The organism is Microbacterium croceum, assembly GCF_023091245.1.
GTDB lineage: Bacteria > Actinomycetota > Actinomycetes > Actinomycetales > Microbacteriaceae > Microbacterium > Microbacterium croceum.
On record NZ_JAHWXN010000001.1, the window covers coordinates 1,259,112 to 1,273,997 of the forward strand.

Annotated in this window: 18 protein-coding genes and 1 tRNA gene; 12 read left to right on the plus strand and 7 right to left on the minus strand. The window is 65.2% G+C overall.

Annotated features, from left to right (window positions below; translation table 11 throughout):
* The first annotated feature begins 46 nt into the window (after positions 1 to 46).
* The 7 genes from KZC51_RS05900 (at position 47) to KZC51_RS05930 (ending at position 6,183) form a co-directional block, all read left to right on the plus strand.
* Positions 47 to 985 carry a GNAT family N-acetyltransferase gene (locus tag KZC51_RS05900; protein WP_247629081.1) on the plus strand — a complete coding sequence of 313 codons (939 nt, stop codon included), beginning with the start codon at positions 47 to 49 and terminating at the stop codon, positions 983 to 985.
* A 62-nt stretch (positions 986 to 1,047) separates the two neighbouring features.
* A complete protein-coding gene (locus KZC51_RS05905; RefSeq protein ID WP_504925992.1) occupies positions 1,048 to 1,701 on the plus strand; it encodes an NADPH-dependent F420 reductase in 654 nt (217 codons plus the stop codon).
* A gap of 81 nt (positions 1,702 to 1,782) precedes the next feature.
* The gene (locus tag KZC51_RS05910; RefSeq protein WP_247629083.1) at positions 1,783 to 2,439 is read left to right on the plus strand and encodes a GntR family transcriptional regulator; all 657 of its coding nucleotides are present in this window, start codon (positions 1,783 to 1,785) and stop codon (positions 2,437 to 2,439) included.
* A 97-nt stretch (positions 2,440 to 2,536) separates the two neighbouring features.
* On the plus strand, positions 2,537 to 2,746 hold the full coding sequence (locus KZC51_RS05915) for a heavy-metal-associated domain-containing protein (protein WP_247629084.1): 210 nt from the start codon (positions 2,537 to 2,539) through the stop codon (positions 2,744 to 2,746).
* Positions 2,747 to 2,798: 52 nt separating this feature from the next.
* Positions 2,799 to 4,985: a heavy metal translocating P-type ATPase gene (locus KZC51_RS05920; RefSeq protein ID WP_247630593.1), complete on the plus strand. Its 2,187-nt coding sequence runs from the start codon at positions 2,799 to 2,801 to the stop codon at positions 4,983 to 4,985.
* An 83-nt stretch (positions 4,986 to 5,068) separates the two neighbouring features.
* Complete coding sequence (locus KZC51_RS05925; RefSeq protein ID WP_247629085.1) at positions 5,069 to 5,314, plus strand: hypothetical protein; 246 nt, start codon at positions 5,069 to 5,071, stop codon at positions 5,312 to 5,314.
* The gene (locus KZC51_RS05930) at positions 5,311 to 6,183 is read left to right on the plus strand and encodes a hypothetical protein (protein ID WP_247629086.1); all 873 of its coding nucleotides are present in this window, start codon (positions 5,311 to 5,313) and stop codon (positions 6,181 to 6,183) included. The genes KZC51_RS05925 and KZC51_RS05930 overlap by 4 nt, the downstream gene beginning before the upstream one ends.
* A 10-nt stretch (positions 6,184 to 6,193) precedes the next feature.
* Here the strand turns inward: KZC51_RS05930 and KZC51_RS05935 are convergent, their stop codons facing one another.
* Positions 6,194 to 7,033, minus strand: a complete 840-nt coding sequence (locus KZC51_RS05935) for an SDR family NAD(P)-dependent oxidoreductase (protein ID WP_247629087.1) — start codon at positions 7,031 to 7,033, stop codon at positions 6,194 to 6,196.
* Between the two features lie 131 nt (positions 7,034 to 7,164).
* Between KZC51_RS05935 and KZC51_RS05940 the strand changes: the two genes are divergently transcribed.
* From KZC51_RS05940 to KZC51_RS05950, 3 genes are all read left to right on the plus strand, one after another.
* Complete coding sequence (locus tag KZC51_RS05940; protein WP_247629088.1) at positions 7,165 to 7,746, plus strand: asparagine synthase; 582 nt, start codon at positions 7,165 to 7,167, stop codon at positions 7,744 to 7,746.
* A gap of 66 nt (positions 7,747 to 7,812) precedes the next feature.
* Positions 7,813 to 7,885, plus strand: a tRNA-Arg gene (locus KZC51_RS05945).
* Positions 7,886 to 8,004: 119 nt separating this feature from the next.
* The gene (locus tag KZC51_RS05950; protein WP_247629089.1) at positions 8,005 to 8,349 is read left to right on the plus strand and encodes a hypothetical protein; all 345 of its coding nucleotides are present in this window, start codon (positions 8,005 to 8,007) and stop codon (positions 8,347 to 8,349) included.
* Here the strand turns inward: KZC51_RS05950 and KZC51_RS05955 are convergent.
* A complete protein-coding gene (locus KZC51_RS05955) occupies positions 8,336 to 9,520 on the minus strand; it encodes a tyrosine-type recombinase/integrase (protein WP_247629090.1) in 1,185 nt (394 codons plus the stop codon). The two genes, KZC51_RS05950 and KZC51_RS05955, sit on opposite strands and share 14 nt — an antisense overlap.
* A gap of 110 nt (positions 9,521 to 9,630) precedes the next feature.
* Here KZC51_RS05955 and KZC51_RS05960 point away from each other — a divergent pair, with 110 nt between their 5' ends.
* Complete coding sequence (locus tag KZC51_RS05960) at positions 9,631 to 9,798, plus strand: helix-turn-helix transcriptional regulator (RefSeq protein ID WP_281731905.1); 168 nt, start codon at positions 9,631 to 9,633, stop codon at positions 9,796 to 9,798.
* Between the two features lie 444 nt (positions 9,799 to 10,242).
* Here the strand turns inward: KZC51_RS05960 and KZC51_RS05965 are convergent, their stop codons facing one another.
* The 5 genes from KZC51_RS05965 to KZC51_RS05985 all read right to left on the minus strand — a co-directional run bounded on the left by KZC51_RS05965 (position 10,243) and on the right by KZC51_RS05985 (position 14,272).
* Positions 10,243 to 10,644, minus strand: a complete 402-nt coding sequence (locus tag KZC51_RS05965; RefSeq protein WP_247629091.1) for a hypothetical protein — start codon at positions 10,642 to 10,644, stop codon at positions 10,243 to 10,245.
* A 2-nt stretch (positions 10,645 to 10,646) separates the two neighbouring features.
* Positions 10,647 to 11,177: a hypothetical protein gene (locus KZC51_RS05970; protein ID WP_247629092.1), complete on the minus strand. Its 531-nt coding sequence runs from the start codon at positions 11,175 to 11,177 to the stop codon at positions 10,647 to 10,649.
* A 64-nt stretch (positions 11,178 to 11,241) separates the two neighbouring features.
* Positions 11,242 to 12,732, minus strand: coding sequence for a DUF8370 family protein (locus KZC51_RS05975; protein ID WP_247629093.1), 1,491 nt, complete (start codon positions 12,730 to 12,732; stop codon positions 11,242 to 11,244).
* Between the two features lie 70 nt (positions 12,733 to 12,802).
* Complete coding sequence (locus KZC51_RS05980) at positions 12,803 to 13,822, minus strand: hypothetical protein (RefSeq protein ID WP_247629094.1); 1,020 nt, start codon at positions 13,820 to 13,822, stop codon at positions 12,803 to 12,805.
* A gap of 117 nt (positions 13,823 to 13,939) precedes the next feature.
* Positions 13,940 to 14,272, minus strand: a complete 333-nt coding sequence (locus tag KZC51_RS05985) for a hypothetical protein (protein WP_247629095.1) — start codon at positions 14,270 to 14,272, stop codon at positions 13,940 to 13,942.
* Between the two features lie 61 nt (positions 14,273 to 14,333).
* Between KZC51_RS05985 and KZC51_RS05990 the strand changes: the two genes are divergently transcribed.
* A complete protein-coding gene (locus KZC51_RS05990; protein ID WP_247629096.1) occupies positions 14,334 to 14,843 on the plus strand; it encodes a hypothetical protein in 510 nt (169 codons plus the stop codon).
* The last annotated feature ends 43 nt before the right edge of the window (positions 14,844 to 14,886 follow it).

A 14,886-nucleotide genomic window follows, 5' to 3' on the forward strand; every position in this document is an offset into this window, starting at 1 on the left:
GCCCCATCGGTCGCCCGCTCCGTCGCGAGGGCGGAGGATGGAGGGTATGACCGTACGCCTGACTCCGTTGCCCGCCGCACGTTTCGACGACTGGAGCGCGGCTACGAGGGAGCGTCTCATCCGCCTGCGCCAGGAGTCCGGGCTGCGCCTCGGCGACGAGGCGGTCGCGCAGGCGGGGCAGTACTTCAGCGAACTGCTGCCGCACGGGCTGGACTCCACGGCTTCGCAGGTGCTGCGGATCGCCGATGGTGCCGAGGAGCTCGGCACGCTCTGGTTGGGCGCGAACGCCGGGCGCGTGTTCGTGATCGATCTCGCGCTCACGGTCTCGCCCTCGGCGTCGCAGCTCGACGAGATCGTGGCGGCTCTGCGGTCCATCGCGAGGGGCGAGGAGGCGTCGATGATCAGCATCGGTCTCTTCCGACAGGATGCCGAGGGGCATCGCCTCGTCGACGGGCGGGGCTTCCGGGTCGCCTCGATCCAGATGCTGCTCGAACCGCTCCCCGACCGTGCCGTCGCCGATCATGTGGTCGTGGCGCCGATGACCGAGGAGCGCTACCCGCGCTTCGCCCGCGAGTCTGAAGCGGCATTCGCGGAGGACCTCGCGGCGTCGGGCCGCTACACCCCCGAGGAGGCAGTGGTCGAATCACGGCGGCAGTTCCTGCAGGAGCTGCCCGAGGGCTTGAGCACGCCGGGGCAGGAGCTGTTCACGGCCACGGTCGACGGGGTCGAGGTCGGCATCCTCTGGATCGGGATGCGGGACCGAGGAGGTCGCCCACACGCCTTCATCCTCGACGTCGAGGTCGCCGCGGATCAGCGCCGGAAGGGGTACGGGCGCGAGCTGATGCATGCGACCGAACGTGAGGCGCGCCGGTTGGGTGCCGACTCGGTCGGCCTGCACGTGTTCGGTTTCAACGACGCGGCGGTGACGCTGTACGAGGGGCTGGGTTACCGGCGGCTCGAGGAGCAGTTCATCCTCGATCTCTGATCCGGCGCGGGGGAGTTCGTGACTCTCGGTGTCGGTGCGGGAATACCGCTGCGCGCGCCGCGTTGGTCCGACACATGACAACTCTCGGAATCATCGGTGCAGGACACATCGGATCGCAGGTCGCACGCGTGGCGGTCGCCCACGGCTACGACGTCGTGATCTCCAACTCGCGCGGCCCGGAGACGCTCGCGGCGCTCGTCGAGGAGCTCGGGCCGCGGGCACGTGCCGCCACGGCCGCCGAGGCCGGTGAAGCGGGCGACGTGGTCGTGGTCACGGTGCCGCTGCGCGCGCTCGACCAGATCCCGGTCGAGCCCCTCGCCGGCAAGATCGTGCTCGACACGAACAACTACTACTTCGAGCGCGACGGACACATCGAGGCTCTCGACAAGGGTGAGACCACGACGTCTGAGCTCCTGCAGCAGCACCTGCCGACGTCGAAGATCGCGAAGGCGTTCAACCACATCTACGCGGCCGACATCACCACGGACGGCGCGCCCGCCGGTACCGAGAACCGTCGGGCGCTCGCGACCGCGGGCGACGACGCCGAGGCTGTGGCGTTCGTGACCCGCTTCTACGACGAGATCGGGTTCGACACGGTCAACGTCGGGCCGTTGAGCGAGTCGTGGCGTGTCGAGCGCGACCGTCCGGCCTACGTCGTGCGTCAGAACGCTGCGGAGCTCGAGGCCAACCTCGCGATCGCGAACCGACTTCCCTGAGTTCGCGGCCGCGGACGTGAGGACGCGACGGGATGGGATACCAAACTTGTCCCGGCTGTCGCCGAGTGGGAGAATCGCGGGATGACGGCGGCGGAGGCTACCGGCGAACTCGAGTCGGCCAGGGTCACGCGCATTCTGCGCGATGACATCATCCTGGGACGCCGTGCGCCTGGATCCCGGCTCGTCGAGCGGGACATCGCTGCCGAGCTGCACGTCTCGCGGCTGCCGGTGCGCGAGGCGATCCGCGCGCTGGTCAACGAAGGGGTCGTGGTGGCGCGCCCGCGCACCTGGGCGGTCGTGCGAGAGTTCACCCACCGTGACATCAAGGACTTCGCGGAGGTGCGCGAGGCGATCGAGACCTTGATCTTCGTCTTCGCCGCCGAACGTCACGATGAGGCGGGGATCGCGCGGCTGCGGGCTGCGTACGAACGTGAGCGGGATGCGGCAGAGGCGAGCGATGCCGAGGGGGCGCGCATCGCCGCGGCGGAGTTCCACGAGATCGCGGCGGAGCTGGCGGGCAACGAGATGCTGGGCGAGCTGATCGGCGTGTTCATCACTCGGCTGCGCTGGCTCTTCGGGCAGCACGACGATCTGCCAGCGATGGCGGAGGAGCATCGCGTGATCCTGGAGACGTTGGCCGCGCGCGACGTCGACACGATCCGCACGCTCATCCCGCAGCATCTGGCCAACGGACAGGCCGTCGCCGAGCGCCGGCTCGCCAACGGCTACCAGATCTGACCGAGATCACATTTGGGGAATGCCTCGGGAAGACGTATCGTTGTGCAGGAGCAGGTACCCCTAGGGGGTATTGGTCACATCGAGCGAGGAGAGCTTCATGAACACCACCACATACGCGGTCACCGGCATGACCTGCGGACACTGCGAAGGTTCCGTGCGGGCCGAGGTCGCCAAGATCGACGGCGTCACCGCGGTCGACGTCAGCGCCGCATCCGGCGAGCTCGTCGTGAGCTCCGACATCGCCCTCGACGACGACGCCATCTTCGCGGCTGTCGACGAGGCCGGCTACAGCGCGGTACGCGCCTGACGCCGTGACCATTCCAGACGCAGGGGTCGCTTACGATCTCGAGATCGGCGGCATGACGTGCGCGTCGTGCGCGGCGCGGATCGAGAAGCGGCTCAACAAGCTCGAGGGCGTCTCCGCCTCCGTGAACTACGCGACCGAGAAGGCGCATGTGCAGCTGATGCCCGGCGTCGCGGTCGACGAGCTGATCTCGGAGGTGGTGCGCACCGGGTACACCGCGGCACTTCGCCGGGAAGAGGAGTCCGAGACGGTCGACCCCGGACACCGGCTCCTGCGTCTGCGGCTGATCGTCGCGACTGTGCTCGCGGTCCCCGTGATCGTGCTGGCCATGGCCACGCCGTTGCAGTTCCCCGGATGGCAGTGGGCCTCGCTCGTGCTCGCCACCCCGGTCGTCACCTGGGCGGCGTGGCCGTTCCATCGGGCGGCCTGGATGAACGCGCGCCACCGCGCCGTCACGATGGACACCCTGATCTCGGTCGGCGTCTCGGCTGCCTATCTGTGGTCGCTGTACGCCCTGTTCTTCGGCACCGCGGGGATGTGGGGGATGACGCATCCGTTCCGCTTCGCGATCGAGCGCGGCGACGGGCTCGGCAGCATCTACCTCGAGGTCGCGGCCGGCGTCACGATGTTCCTCCTCCTCGGACGCTTCCTCGAGCAGCGCTCCAAGCGGCGTGCCGGTGCGGCGCTCCGCGCGCTGGGAGAGCTGGGTGCGAAGGATGTCGCCATCCTCCATGACGGCGTGGAGGAGCGGATGCCGCTGGCGCAGCTCGCCGTGGGCGATGAGTTCATCGTGCGTCCCGGCGAGAAGATCGCCACCGACGGTGTCGTGCGCGAAGGGTCGTCGGCCGTCGATGCCTCCATGCTCACGGGCGAGTCCGTGCCCACCGAAGTCGGACCGGGCGACACCGTCACCGGCGCCACCGTGAACATCGGCGGTCGGCTGATCGTCGCAGCCACCCGCGTGGGGGCGGACACCCAGCTCGCCCGCATGGCGCAGCTGGTGGAGGACGCGCAGTCCGGCAAGGCGGAGGCCCAGAGGCTGGCGGATCGGCTCTCGACGGTGTTCGTGCCGATCGTCTTCGGGATCGCCGCCGTGACCCTGGTGGCGTGGCTGCTCGCCGGAGGCGGGGCGGCCGCCGCGTTCACCGCCGCCGTCGCCGTGCTCATCATCGCCTGCCCCTGCGCGCTCGGGCTCGCTACACCGATGGCTCTGCTCGTCGGCACGGGGCGCGGGGCGCAGCTCGGCATCCTGATCAAGGGACCGGAGGTGCTCGAGTCCACCCGTCGCGTCGACACGATCCTGCTCGACAAGACCGGCACGGTCACGACGGGACGTATGACGCTCGCCGACGTGATCGCCGCAGAGGGGGAGGATGCCGACGAGGTGCTGCGGCTCGCTGCGGCGGTGGAGGATGCGTCGGAGCATCCGATCGCGCAGGCGATCGTGAGAGCCGCCGTCGAGCGCTTCGGGGACGTCGCGGATGTCGCCGATTTCCAGAACATCCAGGGGCGAGGCGTCACCGGTGTGGTCGATTCTCACGCGGTGGTCGCCGGACGCCCCGCGCTTCTCGCCGAGTGGGGGCTGCACCTGCCGGCCGATCTGCTCGCGGCTTTCGATCGCGCAGAGGACGCGGCTCGCACCGCTGTCGCCGTCGCCTGGGATGGCAAGGTCCGCGGCGTCGTGGTCGTGGCCGATCAGATCAAGCCCCGCAGTGCCGCGGCGATCGCCGCGCTGCGCGGCCTCGGTCTGACGCCGATCCTGCTCACCGGCGACAACGCCAAGGCGGCCGCCCAGGTCGCCGCAGAGGTGGGGATCACCGAAGTGCGCGCCGGCGTGCTGCCGGAGGGCAAGGTGGCGGAGGTGCTCGCACTGCAGGGTGCCGCCCGCTCGGTGGCGATGGTCGGCGACGGCGTGAACGACGCCGCGGCGCTCGCGCAGTCCGACCTGGGCATCGCGATGGGAACCGGCACGGACGCCGCGATCGAGGCATCCGATCTCACCCTCGTGCGCGGGGATCTGTGGGGCACCGTCGACGCGATCCGGCTCGCACGTCGCACTCTCGGCACCATCCGCGGCAACCTCTTCTGGGCGCTGGCCTACAACGTGGCGGCCATTCCGCTCGCGGCCCTCGGTCTGCTGAACCCGATGCTCGCCGGTGCAGCCATGGCATTCTCAAGCGTGTTCGTCGTGCTGAACAGTCTGCGTCTGCGCCGGTTCCGCAGCGCCGCGCCTCGGATCTAGGGAGGGCACGCGGCGGGGCAATCGCTATATATTGAGGCGTATCGGAATCGTTCCGGAACTGTCGTGTTGTCCTGGGGAGCGAGATGCGAGGTCTTGCTGTCGCTGTCGGAGGCCTGCTGCTGGTGGGCGGGGCGGTCCTCGTCGTGGTCGCGGATCAGGAGCGGGTGGCGGCGTTGGATGCAGTCAAGGCCCAGGTCGTCACGACAGAGCGGCTCTTCGCCGACACCCGTGCCCAGAATCTCCGGCTGGCGGAACAGCTCACCGCACTGCGGTCGCAGATCGCCGAGCAAGACGCGGCGCTCGCTGATTCCACGGGGTTCCTCCCGTGATCCGTCGTCTCGTCTCGGTCTCCATCGCGGCCGCGATGATGCTCTCGGTCGGCGTCATGGAACGCGCGAACGGTCTCGACGCCGAGCGGGCGGAGGCCGTGGCCGAGCTGGTGGCGTTGAGCGGCAGCACTCGAACGGCGCTGCAGCGCACCGACTACCTCGAAGGCGCCGTCGAGCGTGCCGAGGAGGACACGGCGGATCGGGCGGCGGTGCTCGAGGTGCGTCCGGCGTTCCTCACAGAGATCACGGCATTGAGCAAGGCGCTCGCCCGCGCGAAGGGCAAGGTCGACACGTCCGCTCATCGGGCCGCGGCACTCTCGGCGCAGCAGGCCGTGCTCGACGAGCGGGTCGACCCCGACACTGTGAAGAATGCGACGGCAACCGTGCATGCGCTCACCGTGAAGGTCGGCGAGCAGGTCGCGTCGTGGCAGGCGACCCAGCTCGCCCAGAGCGCCGGTCCCGGAGGTCCCGCCTGGAGCACGAGCGGACCCGACGGCTACGCGCGGGTGCGCGCCGCCCTCGACCGCGTCGGCGGCGGGGGCGTCGGGCTCTACGAGTCCGCGTCGTGCGCCGGCGGCAACGCGCCGGCGTGCGCGAACAGCAACGGCTACATCAAGTACCGCGCCGACATCGCGAACTGGAGCGAGGGACAGTTGAACTGGGCGATGGCGCATGAGCTCGCCCACATCTACCAGTTCCGGGTGTGGGGAGCGTTGAACTCGTCGGGGGCCTATCGGTCGATGTTCGGCGGCGATCCCGAGTTCCTGGCGAACTGCATGGCGGTGGTGCGCGGTTTCCCCGGCGGCGTGGGATGCGACGGCGATCAGCAGGCGTGGGCGTCGGGCATCTGGGTCGGCGCGGTGCGCTGAGACGCGGGCGTCAGCGAATCGGTGTGGTGGTGTCGATCGCCTCACGCAGCGGGCCGCGCATCACGCGCCAGTATGCCGATGGCGCCAGTCGCACCAGCACATCGATGAGCCGCGCCTCGCGCCCGACCATCGTGCGGGCGCGGCGGCGCTTCGTCGCCTGCACGATCCGCGCCGCCGCATCGGAGGGTTCGGTGTGGTACATCGCCGCCTGCGCCTCGGCGGCTCGTGCGGCGACGGCGGGATCGATCGCGGCGGCGTAGCGTCCGTGCAGGATGATGCCGGTGCGCACCCCCGCCGGATACACCGCGCCGACGGATACCGAGGTTCCCTCCAGCTCGTGCCGCAGCGCCTCCGAGAACGCGCGCACGGCGAACTTGCTCATCGCGTAGGGGATGCGCCCTGCGGGAGAGGCGAGCGCGTAGACGCTGGCCAGGTGAGAGATATGCGCAGCCGGTGCCTGGCGCAGCGCCGGGAGCAGGGCCTTGGTGATCGAGACGGTGCCCCAGAGGTTCACGTCGGTCAACCAGCGCATCTCCTCCATCGTCAGCTGATCGAGGTTGCCGAGCATCGACGACCCGGCGCACGTGATGAGGGCGTTGATCCGCGGATGTGCGGCCGTGATCTCGGCGGCGGTGGCGAACACGGCGTCGTCGTCGCGGAGGTCGACCACGTGCGTGGTCACCGTCGTGCCGGTGAGCTCTACGGCGACCTCGGCGAGAGCGGCGGCATTGTGGTCGAGCAGGGCGAGATGCGCGCCCTCGGTCGCGAGCAGCCGCGCGATCGCCGCGCCCATGCCGCTCGCCGCACCGGTGATCACGGTGGTGCTCCCGGCAAGGTGGAGGTGCTTCATGCTTCTCCTTCTGGCGCGCGGCGGTGCGCGCCGTCGGGGGTGGTCGTCGGGCCGGGTGAGATCCCGATCCGAACCATTCTGGCCGACGCTTCCGGCAAGCGATACCGGTACGCTCGTGGGAGGAGGTACCGGTGGGACGGACAGCGGATGCCATTGCTGAGGGCGTCGCGATCGCGACCGCTGCGGCGCGCCTGGCCGTCAAGAACCACATCCTCGTCGGCACGATCGCCGAGAACGGGGTGTTCGACACCGACAAGTACATCGACGACGCCCGAGAGGCGTTGCGCGCGATGGCCGAGGAATCCGAAGAGGCCGCAGCCAACGTGACGGCCCTGCGCAAGCGGGCACGCGGTCGGCACTCCGACCCTTCGGGCACGCACGACTATCGTGACCGCGACGTGCGCAACCTCCGCCGCCGCGCCAAGCAGTCCAGCGGTGTCGCCGCCAAGCTGCGCGCCATGATGGAGGACCGCGAGCAGCTGCGCGTCATCGTCGAGGAGGCGCGAGAGGCGGCGTGGGCCGACGTGCGCCACAACCTCGACCGCCGACTGAGGGTCGAGGGCATGCGACCGGATCAGGACCCCGACTACGACCGCATGCGCGAGGCGCGGATGCAGGCGCTGCGGCTCGTCGATCTGCAGGCGCTGTCGTCGCAGCAGCGCGCCAAAGCCAAGCGCAAGAAGAAGCAGAAGGCCGATGCCGAGGCCGAGTGAGGCCCCGTTTCGCTTTCCCGTCGCGACTGTTGTAGGCTGTTCTACGGCCCGCTGAGCGGTCCAGGAGCGCCCGTAGCTCAATGGATAGAGCATCTGACTACGGATCAGAAGGTTAGGGGTTCGAGTCCCTTCGGGCGCACAGAAAAACCGCCTCTCATCTGGGAAAACCAGGGAGAGGCGGTTTCTCCGTTCCCGGCCCATTCAGGATGTGGTCAGGATGCGACCGAATCCGACAGAGTTAACCGCTAGTCTGCGCTCATGGATTACGAAGCAGTTGTTCAGCACATCATCACCACGCAGGGCGTCACGGTAGTCGAGGTTAAGAGGATGCTCGCCGCGCAGGGGGTCGAGGTCGAGGGCGATCTAATGCTCTACTGGCCCTATGCGCCGGTCGCGATCTGGGCGGGGGCAAGCGACGAACTGCAAGAGGTTCTGGGGCGTCTCATCCAGGATGATCGGGTGGAGATCACGAACACCCAGAACCTTGTGTACATGATCGACGGCGAAGGTCTGACGCTTCCCCTCGCGAACATCAATTCGGTGCTCCGTCAGCACCCCTACAAGTCTGATCGCTGGCTTCCCATCGTCTTCAACCGAGCTTAGAGACTTCACTCAGAGCGTGCGTCCGCGCTCTCGACATCGCGGCGGTGACTTCGTTCAAGCGATCCGGCCACAGCTTCGCGTACGTATTCAGGGTCTCGGTCGCGCTGGCGTGCCCCAGCATCCGTTGAACCACGAGCACGTCAGCCCCTGCCGCGATGGCGAGCGATGCGGCGGTGTGCCTCAGTCCCTTGGGGGTCAGCCCTGCCGGTGCTCCTGCCGCTTGCTTTGCCTTGGTCCAGTTTCGCGCGCGCCAGTTGTACAGGTTGAGCCGGTCGCCGCGTGGCGACGTGAAGAGGGGGTCGCCGTCGTCGCGGCCCTCGGTCAGAGCGTTGAGGTCATCGAGCAGATGCGGGGGGATGGGTACCGCGCGGATGCCCGCCGCCGTCTTCGGAGAGTCCCCGATCACGTGACGGCGGTCATCGTCAAGCGTTACCGTCTTCGAAACGTAGATACGCTTAGCGGGAATGTCCACGTCGGCCACGTCGAGCGCGACGGCCTCACCTGGCCTCAGGCCGATGTTCCCCATGACGGCCACCATGACTGCATCGGAGAGGTTGCCCGCCTGCCGGGTGCCGTCGATGAGCGCTTCCAGTTCAGGATGAGTCAGGAAGATGACGGGTTCTGTCTTCGCCTTCGGCGTCTCCACGCCGGTCGCCGGGTTCTGCCTGATCCAGCCCTCGCGCACCGCGTACCGGAAAGAAGCGTTCAGGACGGTGAAGATGCCATCGATGCTCGCGGGGGAGAGCACGCCTGAGAAGGCCTTAGCGTCCGCTCTGCGGGGCGCGGTGCCGTCCGCGAGGTCGCTGATCCATGCTTCGATGTCGGGGCGTTTGACGGCGCTCAGGGGCAGATGACCCCAGCGCGGCAATGCGTAGTTGTCGAGGTCGTCCCTGTACTTACGACGAGCGGCGGGCTTGATCCGCTTCTTGCTCTTCATCCATGCCTCGGCGGCATCCGCGACCGTGAGCGCCGCCACCTCCGGCGACAGGTAGGTGTCTGACCTCAGCGAGTGCTCGATGAAGGTCTGGTGTCTGTCGGCGTCGGCCTTCTTCTTGAAACTCTTGCTCTTCTCGCGCTTGGTGTCGGGATCGATCCAGACGACTTGCCAACGCAAGCCGGTGCCCGTCTTCTCCCCGCGCCACCTGTCGGCAATCCATACTTTCTTGCTCATGCTGTATCCCTACGGCTCGGCGGTCGATTCGTTAAGTTGGGTGATCTTTTGGAGATGGTCGAGGTCATGCGTATAGATGCACCATGACGACGAACACTGACGAACAACTCATGACGCCCGCCACGCTCGCCGCGTTGCTCGGGCGCTCTGTCCCTGCTCTTGCGCAGATGCGCTATCGCGGGACTGGCCCCCGCTTCATCCGGGCTGGAGGGCGTATCCGTTACCGCCGTAGCGATGTGAACGCTTGGCTTGAGGCCGGGGAGCGTGACGCCACGTGAGCACTGCACCATACGATGAGATTAACCGAGATGAGGCCTACCTGTGACACACAACGTGACGTGTAACAGATGTGGACGCGAGTTCACGGCGCGACGCAGTGATGCCCGGTTCTGTTCGTCCAGGTGTCGGACGACGGCTCATCGTGAGGCCAAGAATCCACCACGCCGGAAAGACTTCAGCCGCTCGCTCGCCATCCGTAACAGTGAGTTCATTCTGGCGATGGACCGGCTCGAAACGATCACCAAGCTCGACGGCTTCGAGAAGTGGGCACGGCGCAACCCCGACGCTAAGCAGTGGGTCCGCAACATCGCACGTCGGCTTCTCGCGGTAGCGGATGCGTGGCCAGAGCCGTCACAACCGAAGGGTTCAGAAACGGCTACGGAGACGGACGGCCCTACGGAGCGGATCACCCCTCTGTAGGTTTCGGGTGGCCCTAGCCGTGCTTAAAACGGGTCGTCCGACAGCAGGTTGTCGAGACCATCGAGCAGTAATTGCGCTTTCTGGGGAGCGCCGGTGACGCGCCGCACGATCTCGCCGTACAGGCCGGTGAGCCTCTGAGACGCGCGCTCTTCGGGGGTCTGCTCCCACGCTGAGCTATCGAACGGAGGAGAAAGGAACTCAGCGACCTCTTCTCCGCTCTCCGTGAGGATGCGGAGAAGGTACGGAAATTCACCGTCGTAGTCTTTGGATCGCACGTTGTAGATCGCGTTGCCCGGTATCGAAGCCACGAATCCGGGCGGCTCCTCGAACGGGTTGTCGTCGCCGGACCACTGAAGCTTTCCGCTCGAAGTCGCTTGCTCCAGCTTGCTCACGAAAGCGAGCCACTCTTCGCCTGAGAACTGCATAATCACTCCTCCGTCAGTACGTATTTTTGAGCGGTCTCGATGTCCAGCAAGGAGTGAGACAGTTCAGTCAAGGTGGGCAGTAGGACGCCGGTGTACGTGCGGACCTTTGGCGCTTTCCGCTTCGCGAGGTCAGCCTTGACCGTTGAGGCTAGCTTGCTCGTCTTGTCCAGCACCTCGATCAGCTTGGCATCGACCGATGGACTGCCTTGATCTCTCGCGAGCGTGACCCCTCTGCGCATCGCATCCGCAAGCTGAACTAGTGCAAACTTGGCGACTTCGACGTTATCCGTCTCCGTCGCTGATTCGACGTGCGCGGCGGCTTGGCGAACTGTCGCGAACTCGTTCATCAGGTCAACTGTGACGAGCCTGGCGCGAGTCGCGGTAATAGCGGTCTGCGCCGCCTCAGCCGCGGTTGTGGCTTCCTGGGCTTGCTTCCATGCGCGGTACAACCCGTAGCCCGTCCCGACGAAACCCAGAACAGTCAGAACTGCCATCGCCCAGTCGAGCCAGGTGATGCCGTCCATCAGGTTCATAGCTCAGATAGTACTTGGGTGCGGGTCGATACCGACGATGCTGTCGCAGGTCGGCACGCTCGGTTCATCGCTCAGGAGTGATCCCTTGAAGTTCGTCGAATCGGCTTCTGATGACCGTGTACCGCCTTCGGGGAGCGGACGCATCTGCTTCAGCGGCTTCGAACTCTTCCAATAGGCTGAGAAGATCGACGTCGTCGAGCGCGATGACATAACCGTGATTGTCCACGGCAGCAGAGCGACACCGGTCGAGGAGCCGTTGCTTGTTGCTGACCGTCCTGCATACCAGGAATCCGATCTCGCCTCTCGCCGGGGACAGTCTCATTGCGATCTGGTCAAGCTCGGGGTTGGCTGGATCGTTGAAGTAGTTCTTGCACTCAACCGGAACGGAAGCAGCCGCATGATGTAGCCCGAACCACCTGAAGAGTCCATCACCGGCAACGTTGTCGTACGTGATGTCGATGCGCTTGAGTCCGTGAAGCGTGACCTCTAGACGCTGGTTTCCGAGACTCCCTGTGAAGAGGGCCGTAAGGAACGCAGCGACGGCTCGGTGGTAGGCGGTAGCTCCGGCCTTTCCCGGTTGGATTGCGAGAATCTCCTCGTAGAGTTCACGCAGGCTCGGCTCTGGCGTTCCAGTTTGAGTCGCGAGTGCCTCAAGCGAGAGCGGCACCTGAGCCTCGACGGCCTTCATCTGGCGGTACTTCTTCATCGCTTGGGGGAATGATTCGGCATTCTCGGCGATCTTCGCCTTGGTTGTCCCGAGATTCTCGTCCAGTTGACCCATGTTCACTTTCAGGCGCGCGTTCTTCTTCCCCGCGCGTACCAATCTGACGAACTCCGACGAAACCCCCTTGCTTAGCTCGATGCCCTCGAAGAACGGACGCAGGTACCCACGGTAGAACTGGCCCTTCTCGTAGGTCGGGTGGAGGCGGACGATCGCTTTCGGGACTAGTAGGAGCAGGCCCCGTGGTCCGCGCGGCAGGTCGAAGTAGTCGTCGCGCCATACTCGCTGTTCTGAATCCCAGAACAAACCACTGATCTGGTTCTCCAAGGGAATCCCGTGGAATCGACACTGATTCACTGTGTACTCGATCAGGTGAGCTCGAATGATGCAGGTAGTGATGTCACTCAAGATGTCCCGGCCAACGCCGTCTACGAACAGCACCGTGTCCTCAAGGTCTTCGATCAACCCGCTCTTGATCGCACGGCTTCGCCTCAAGGCGGCGACAAGCTGATCTGCCTTCTTTTGACTGCCGAGTGAGCGTCCTCTCGCCAGGCCCTTGCTAACTCCCAGATGCGTCTCGTTCGGCTCGCTGAGAGGGTAGATCAGTGATCTGATCTTCGGAAGGTCATCTGCACGGATCGCTCCAAGCAGCTCGTCGAAGAAGGTATAAAGACCGTGAGCGCACGCTTCGACCCAATCGCCGGCTTGAACACGGATCGCTGTGGGATCGATGTAGACGGGCACGTCGCCGTTCACGTCCACGTCGACGAAGTCGAGACCGCCTTGCTCTACCCCAAGACTGAAATAGCCCGAGACTCTCTGCACCTGCGTCATCGTCGACACTTCCCTCCCGTGCTGTGAAACCAGCCTAGCGAAGGGATATATCACAGCAGGGGAGCGCCGCTCAGAAGAACGAGCGCGCTTCAAGCCGCTCGCGCCCCCTACCGATCGCTAGCTTCCAGGCTGCGCCCTCTGCCCATTCAGGCACCGGTGGCGCTACGTATGGATTCTGGACGCTGCTCCTCGCAGAAAGAACTGGGGCGTCAACGACGATGCCATGTTCGCGATGCTCGACGCCAAGTTCGGATACGACCCAATCGTCGGAGATTACGTCGAGCAGCTTGCCTCTGCTTCGCCAGGAGCCGTCATCGCCACGCCGACCCGCCATGCCCTCCTCGAGGCCGAGTTTGAAGAGCCGGAACATCCGGTCGAGGTTCAACCCACGGGCTTCAGGCCCGTAGCCAACGCGCACCATTTCAGACCTCAGGCGGGCGAAGACCTCGATCGGATCGTCGGCCTCGTCCCAGTTGGCCTCGACGACGTAGGCCGTGCCGAGGAGTTGGGTATCGACTGAGAGCTTGAGGCCGACGATCACCGGTTCGTCGTACCCACCTAGATAGTCCTGTTGTTGGTAAGTCTTGAGTCCGACACTGACCACGGGAGCATCAATTGCTTCGCCCGCAGTGACCAACAGTTCGTAGTCGACCACTCCCAGTTGTCTTGCTGTCATCAGGGCGTTCATGACGTTTCCGTACGATATATCGCCGGACAGTGCTGAAACGGCGGAATCTTCGTGCGCTACCTGATCCGCGAGCTGTTCCTCGAAACGATCCTGGATAGCATCAAGTCGCGCAGTGAGCACTTTCGTTGCTTCCTCTGCCGCGACGGTGGCTGCCGCCGACGCTGCTTCAGTTGCAGCCTCTTTAGCTACGGTGCGGGTCGTTGCCACGAGCCGACGTTCCAGCCAGACCAGGAATCCGGCGAGGAAGATGGTGGTGCCGAGATTCACCAGAACAGACGACCAGAACTTGCTGTCGCTCCATCCGTCTGCGAGCCAGGTTGCTGTCGCAAGCAAGAGAAGTCCCACGAGGGTCCACAGAATGATGAAGCCTCGACGGATGCCGCCGTCCTTTTTGTCAGTCACGTAGGCAGACTATTGGGGACCTAAGACGAAGAGGGGCATCCCATCGGCGGTGCGAGGTTCGGGCCGCGCGCTCGCGCCGAGGCCTCATGCTCCGACAGGGGCCTCCGCTTGGGAGGGTCAGTTATAGCTGCCCCAGGTGCTGCGCGTCACGAACCAGTTCGGCGTCCAGGTGACGAACGCAGAGGGATCGAAGGTCGAATTGAGGACCCTCACACTCAGGATCTGGCTTGCGGGTAGAGAGAGCACGTGGTTACGAGGACTGTCGCTCTCGAAATCCCAGAAGTGATAGCACGGCGTTTTGTCGTTGGCGCGCGCTCTCGGAGCGAAGTCCATTGGTGCGCACCGACGTGTCAAGATCGCTCCGCCATCTTCTTTCGAGCGGAAAGAGACGTGGACCTCCGCGAGGTCATGGATCGCGGTGATGATCTCGTCGTGGTTGCTCAGTTCCATGTCTGGTTCCCTCCGTCGTTCGATGTGAGGACCGACTAGGACGCCTCACTAGAATCAAACTATGACAGGGAAGTTCGGTACGGCGAAGGAGTGGTTCACCTTCGGCTTGTCAGTCTTCTTTCCCGGTCTCGCGGTATTCGGAGGATCATTCGCATCGTTCGTCGGGGAGTTCGAGTTCGCTGCGCGTATGGTGGGCATCGTTGCAGCAACAGCAGGTCTTGCGATCGTTCTCGCAGGGCTTGCAGTGTGGCGGTACAACCTTAAGCAGGAATCGAAAGCTTCGGTGGTCGTAGTAGGAAGATCTTCATCGGGCGAGAACCGGCGGAGCGACCTCTCAGCCAAACGCGATTCTTTGGAGGTCGAGCGAGCAGGTCTGCAGCCATTCATCCGAATCGGTCTTGATAGCAACTTCGCCGTTTCGAGCATCATTCGACGGATGACTCCGGAAGAAGCCAGTATGCACGCCGAGAGCGAGCGAGCCAGGACTCGTGACAAGCAGATCGGCCTAGAGATACGGGCCATCGACCAAGAGTTGATGGATCTACTGACGCAGAAACCAAGTAAGAGTTAGGAGTCGCGTGCTCCTACTTGCTCTCTGCAAGTCAGCAACGTTG